General features: G+C 49.3%; 4 protein-coding genes, 1 rRNA gene and 1 pseudogene. 2 read left to right on the forward strand and 4 right to left on the reverse strand.

From position 1 onward, the window contains the following. Positions 1 to 71 precede the first annotated feature (71 nt). Positions 72 to 611 (reverse strand): annotated as a pseudogene (locus BN3277_RS00790) (aminotransferase class I/II-fold pyridoxal phosphate-dependent enzyme); the annotation flags it as partial. Positions 612 to 766: 155 nt separating this feature from the next. Further along, on the reverse strand, positions 767 to 952 hold the full coding sequence (locus BN3277_RS00795; RefSeq protein ID WP_059040428.1) for a sigma factor G inhibitor Gin: 186 nt from the start codon (positions 950 to 952) through the stop codon (positions 767 to 769). 221 nt (positions 953 to 1,173) lie between these two features. On the opposite strand from BN3277_RS00795, the gene BN3277_RS00800 reads away from it, so the two are divergent. Continuing rightward, complete coding sequence (locus BN3277_RS00800) at positions 1,174 to 1,698, forward strand: hypothetical protein (RefSeq protein WP_059040429.1); 525 nt, start codon at positions 1,174 to 1,176, stop codon at positions 1,696 to 1,698. A gap of 122 nt (positions 1,699 to 1,820) precedes the next feature. Here BN3277_RS00800 and BN3277_RS00805 read toward each other — a convergent pair whose 3' ends face one another. Then, entirely contained in the window at positions 1,821 to 2,249 is a 429-nt protein-coding gene (locus tag BN3277_RS00805; RefSeq protein ID WP_082691249.1) for a hypothetical protein, read from the reverse strand. Positions 2,250 to 2,665: 416 nt separating this feature from the next. Here BN3277_RS00805 and BN3277_RS00810 point away from each other — a divergent pair, with 416 nt between their 5' ends. Beyond that, a complete protein-coding gene (locus BN3277_RS00810; RefSeq protein ID WP_059040431.1) occupies positions 2,666 to 4,582 on the forward strand; it encodes an amidase family protein in 1,917 nt (638 codons plus the stop codon). 504 nt (positions 4,583 to 5,086) lie between these two features. On the opposite strand, the gene rrf is transcribed toward BN3277_RS00810, so the two are convergent. Next, positions 5,087 to 5,203 (reverse strand): 5S ribosomal RNA (gene rrf, locus BN3277_RS00815). Positions 5,204 to 5,354 lie beyond the last annotated feature (151 nt).

Below are 5,354 nucleotides of genomic sequence, written 5' to 3' on the forward strand. Positions count from 1 at the left end.
ATAGAAATACAGAAATAGAATAAGGAGAGGAAAAAAGCAGGTGACTAAAACAAAAAAAGAGGAGAAAAAGCGCCCATCCCGTAGTAGCTCGGGTGCGTGAGCAGCAGCCCTTTCGCGCCGGGGTACCGGCGCAAGGCTTCCCGCACCGTTGCTTCGCTCGGGATGGTTGACAGCCCGCTGTCGGCATCCTGCTGCGGCGCCAAAAACACCGCGTGCGCGCCCGCCAGCATCAATCCGTGAATCACGGATTTATGTACGTTCCGCTGCACGAGCAACACATCCCCTGGAGCGGTACACGCGCTCAGGATCAACGCCAGGTTGCCGGCTGTACTGCCGCCAACCAGAAAAAACGTCTCCTCCGCCCCAAACTGGGCGGCGGCCAAAAGCTGCCCCTCGCGGATAACACCCTCGGGATGATGGAGATCATCCGTCCCGGTGATTTCCGTAACGTCGATTTCCATCACGCGCGCTAACTCTTCCAACGTACGTTCCTCATCGCGTAAGGCTCGTCCATTTTTATGTCCCGGCACATGAAAGGAAACGTCCTTTTTCTCCCGGTATCGCAGTAAAGCCTCATACAAAGGGGCATTTAGGTTTCGTTCCTCTGCCATTCTATGCTTAATCCTTCCGACTCAGGTTTTCCATAGGTTCATGGTTTGTCGCGATTGCGATTGCAACCTTTGCTTCATTTTACCGCTATTTCGACCGGTAGGGCAATATAAAAGGACCCGCTCCCAAAATGAACAGGTCCCTTTAACCAGCGGTGTTATGCATTTTTCTGCACCCAGATCTGCTTCATTTGATGAATGAAGAAGTGGTATTTCTCCTCCTGCACGTCGGTGTGCACCATCTCTGCTTCGCAAGCGTCGCAGATAAATTCCGATACGATATGAATGCCCTCGGTTTTTGGCTCCCCGCAAATAATGCAAGTTCTGACGCCTAGCTCATCCATGCCCGATCCCACCTTGTCTTTTTTACTATCAGTATGACACAGATTCTACTATTTTAAACCTTTTCATAGTTGCCTTCCTACTTTATCTTATGCCGCCGGTCCAGAGGCGGTGTTTGTACGTGGCGTCTTAAATATTCTTCGATTTGTCCGATATAATTAAGAAGAGCCGCCCTGCTTTTTTAGCAGGAGCTGAAGTGAATTCGAGGAGGATCGAACGCCTGATGTCCGCCGAAACCGAGACAAATGCGACGTTTTATCATTACACGCTGCTCAAAAAAAAGGTTTTGCCGAAGTCACTCATCCACAGTTTAGCCATACTTCCCGTTATCTGGCTGGCCGCCGAAACGGTTTTTATATCCTGGGTCAGCATCTTTTTCTTCCTGTTGGCCATCCCGGTCATCTTGTGGATCCAATACGTGATCTCCCGTTCCGTACTGATGATCGTCAGCCACTCTTATCGCAAGCGCTGGAGATTTTCTCGTCAAATGCCATGGATCGGCTATATGCCTGATCAATACATCGCCTACCCCGTATATCGACGGGTTCACTTACATTCAGCCTGGATTGGTTGCTGTATTATCGGCATTTTAATTCCCTGGTCACCGGTCTCCTTTGTGCTCTCTTTGTTTTTCTGGCACCTGTGGTTGATGATCCCGCGCTTTATCGTGCTGGGCTCCTTACGAGGACAACGCAAAGACGGAATGATTAAAATCACCGGTCTCGAAATCGCCTACTACATGCAATAACAACATGACAAAAAAGCCTGCCCCTGCACCACGTGCAGAGTTCAGGCTTTTTACTTGTTAACATGCTAAAGCACCGGCTTGTCCGGTAGCGAGCGTTTGCCTTCATATCCGAAGTCCTCCGATTAAGGACTGCTTTCCAAACCTTGAATGACCATTTTTTCTTCCTTTTTAGGGACCAGAACCGTAAAAGAGTTATCGTGCAGCGTCAACTGCACAATTTGCTTTCCTTTTTCGTACACTCGGGTGGTGCCGGTACTTTCCTCCGTTTTCTCTTTCCATCCCCACTCCGCGATCACCTTCTCATACGCCTCAGGGATTTCACTGCTCTCTTGGAGTCCGGTTAGCTTATAATGCACATAGTCCATTTTCGAGTTATTAAGAGCCGTTTCCGTTTGATTGGCCTCTTTGGGGACGGGAAAATTCTTCTCGACCGCTGATCCCACAAAATCCGTCCACGATGGCTCGGAAGATGCACAGCCTGCGATGACTACCATCATCATCAAGACTCCCCACATGAAGCATAAGGATATTCTTAACCCTCTTCGCCGCATGATCCATTCCTCCTTACCCTTCCTATATACTGAAAAAATTCCATGTTGTCATTCTGATATAGATTCCGGATAGGTTAAATGCCCTAGATGCTAAGATACCATTCTAATTATAACGGGTGTCTTATCCATGTCGGTAACAAAATGGTTACATTCCAATTGGTAGAAACTGAAAATAATTCAGTGTTTTTCTGAAAATCACAAAAATAACGTTATATATTTGTAAGTTAACATGACACAAATTATTCCTTAATGAAAAATTATTAATAAAAGGAATCCAGAGAAAAACGATAAACCTCCGCAATAATCCATTATGTATGCGTTTTATCAAGAAATTATCCTCTTTGTCACTATACCTAACATGAAATTATGATAGTTCACAACAACTTCATCATTTCGCAGGAGAGAGGGGATTGGATATGATTCGAAATCGACTACATTGGAAAAAAGCAGGCGGATTTCTGCTCGCTGCTCTACTCGTCTCCGGGGTATGGAGTGGCCCGATCCCGCAAGCCCAAGCCGCTTCATCCGCATGGTCGGATACGGCTGTAATCCCATCGCTTGTCACCGGCGAACAATTCCGCCAGTCCATGAAACAAGTGGCTGCCGAAGCGGGTGGCTCCTTTACGATGCCGGAGGTTACGGGCACCCGCGTGCTTCGAAGCCATGTTGCTGTGTTGCTTCAACAATGGCTGGGGCTGGAGGAAGCTGCCGAGTCCTTCCGTGACGTACCGGACCAGGCAACCTACGCTGGAGCCGTTGGTGCCGTCGTTAAGGCCGGTCTTATGAAGGGATATTCCGCTACTTCGTTCCGACCTGCTGAGCCGCTCACACCCGCTGATCTGGAACGCCTTCATGAACGTGTGCTTAGCTATCTGAAGCCCTTTGTGCTCCCGGAAGCTACGATCCCGGAAATTCAACTTGCGATGGAGCAAGGGAAACTAACTTCCAAGCAGTTGGTCCAGATGTATCTCGATCGCATCGCCAAATACGATGATCAAGGGATCTCCCTTCAGGCTGTCTTAACGATTAATCCCGAGGCGCTGGACATTGCCGAAGCGTTAGATCAAGAACGGGCCGAAAAGGGACCACGAGGACCGCTGCACGGGATTCCCATCTTGGTGAAGGATAACTTCGATACCTCCGACATGCCTACCACGGCCGGCTGCTTATGCCTACAAGACTCCGTTCCTGATCAGGATGCGGATCAAGTCGCTAAGCTTAAAGAAGCCGGTGCCATCATATTAGGCAAAACCAATCTGCATGAGTTTGCTTTTGGCATTACCACCTCCAGCTCGTTAGGCGGCCAAACGAAAAATCCATACGCGCTGGATCGTTATCCCGGCGGTTCCAGCGGCGGCACTGGAGCGGCGATCGCCGCCAACCTGGCTGTCGCCGGACTAGGTACGGACACCGGCGGTTCGATTCGCATTCCATCCAGCTTCAACAGCCTCGTTGGCATCCGGCCGACGATCGGCTTATCGAGCCGGGATGGCATTATCCCGTTGGCTCTGACCCAGGACGTTGGTGGTCCGATGGCCCGCACGGTTGAAGATGCAGCCATTCTACTGGACGCTACGGCGGGCTATGATCCAGACGATGTGGCTACCGCCTATAGCGTGGGCCGTATCCCGGAGAGCTATACCCGTTTCCTGGATGCCAACGGATTAAAAGGCGCCCGTATCGGCGTAGCAACAGAGCTATTCCCAGAAGGTAACGAACAAGAAAAAGCCGTCTCCGATGTGGTAACTAACGCTGTCCAAGAGCTGGAATCCCTTGGCGCGACGGCTGTTCCTATCCAGATCCCCAATCTGACTGAGATCAACAAGTACCCTAGCCTAAGCGGTTACGAGTTTAAATTCCAATTAAACGATTATTTGAAAGAACTAGGTGAAGACGCCCCTTACCACAGCTTGGCGGAAATCATCACCTCGGGAGAATATGATAAAACGCAAGAGCAATCCATGAAAGCACGCGAAGCCCGTGAATCCCTTGACACTCAGGAATATAAGGATATCGTGCTGAAACGGACCAGCTTAACCCGTGAATCTCTCCTGAAGGTGATGGCGGACAATAACCTGGATGCCATTGTCTATCCGACAAGCACCCAACCGCCTGCGTTAATTGGTGAAGGCCAATCATCTGGGAACAACAACCGCCTGAGTCCATTCTCCGGATTCCCGGCTATTACGGTACCCGCTGGATTTACGTCTGACGGCCTGCCGGTAGGGATCGAGTTCCTGGGCCGCGCTTTTGACGAGGGAACCCTGATTAAGCTCGCTTATAGCTTCGAACAAGGGACCCACCACCGTCATGCTCCTCGTTTAACGCCATAATAATTATTACTCTAGAGCACTACCGAATCAATGGTGGTGCTCTTTCTTCTCTGCTTAGTGGAGTCTTCACATCTATAGCTGGGCTGTCTCTTGTCAAAAATAGTTGCGGGTAAGCAGTTAATTTGGCACGTTTCCGGTTAGTTAAGCTCAATAGCTGCAATAATGCACTTAATTTTGCGCAATAGGTCGGAATTCGCTTAAATCGCCGAAAATAAATGCACTGTAGCATCTATTACCCTGAAATCGGCGGATTACGCCTGAAATAACTGCAGATTCGCACTTATTTTAGTAACAATCGCATTGGTCAAAGTAATGTTCCTGTAAAAATGCCGTTTTTTGAGAGCAAATTTGCGGATTAAACAAAAATACCTGCAAAAGTGCAGGCACTTGGGGAGCAAACTCCACCTATTCAGTAAATGAGAACATAAACCTGCACTTTTACAGGCTTTACACGGAAACACAAAAAGAGCACCACCGAATCAACGGCAGTGCTCTTTCTCTTTTGCTTGGCGACGTCCTACTCTCCCAGGACCCTTCGGTCCAAGTACCATCGGCGCTGGAGGGCTTAACGGTCGTGTTCGGGATGGGAACGTGTGGGACCCCTCCGCCATCGCCACCAAACGGTTCAAGCGTTTTGATCGCTTAAAAACTGGATACGAAACGAATTTGCGTGTTAGTCTCCTCAAGTGCTCGAATCGGCTTGTTCAGCCTGACGCCACTTTTTGGAGTTGTTTGGATAAGCCCTCGACCGATTAGTACCTGTCAGCTCCAT

This window comes from Paenibacillus rubinfantis, from assembly GCF_001486505.1.
Lineage (GTDB): Bacteria > Bacillota > Bacilli > Paenibacillales > Paenibacillaceae > Fontibacillus > Fontibacillus rubinfantis.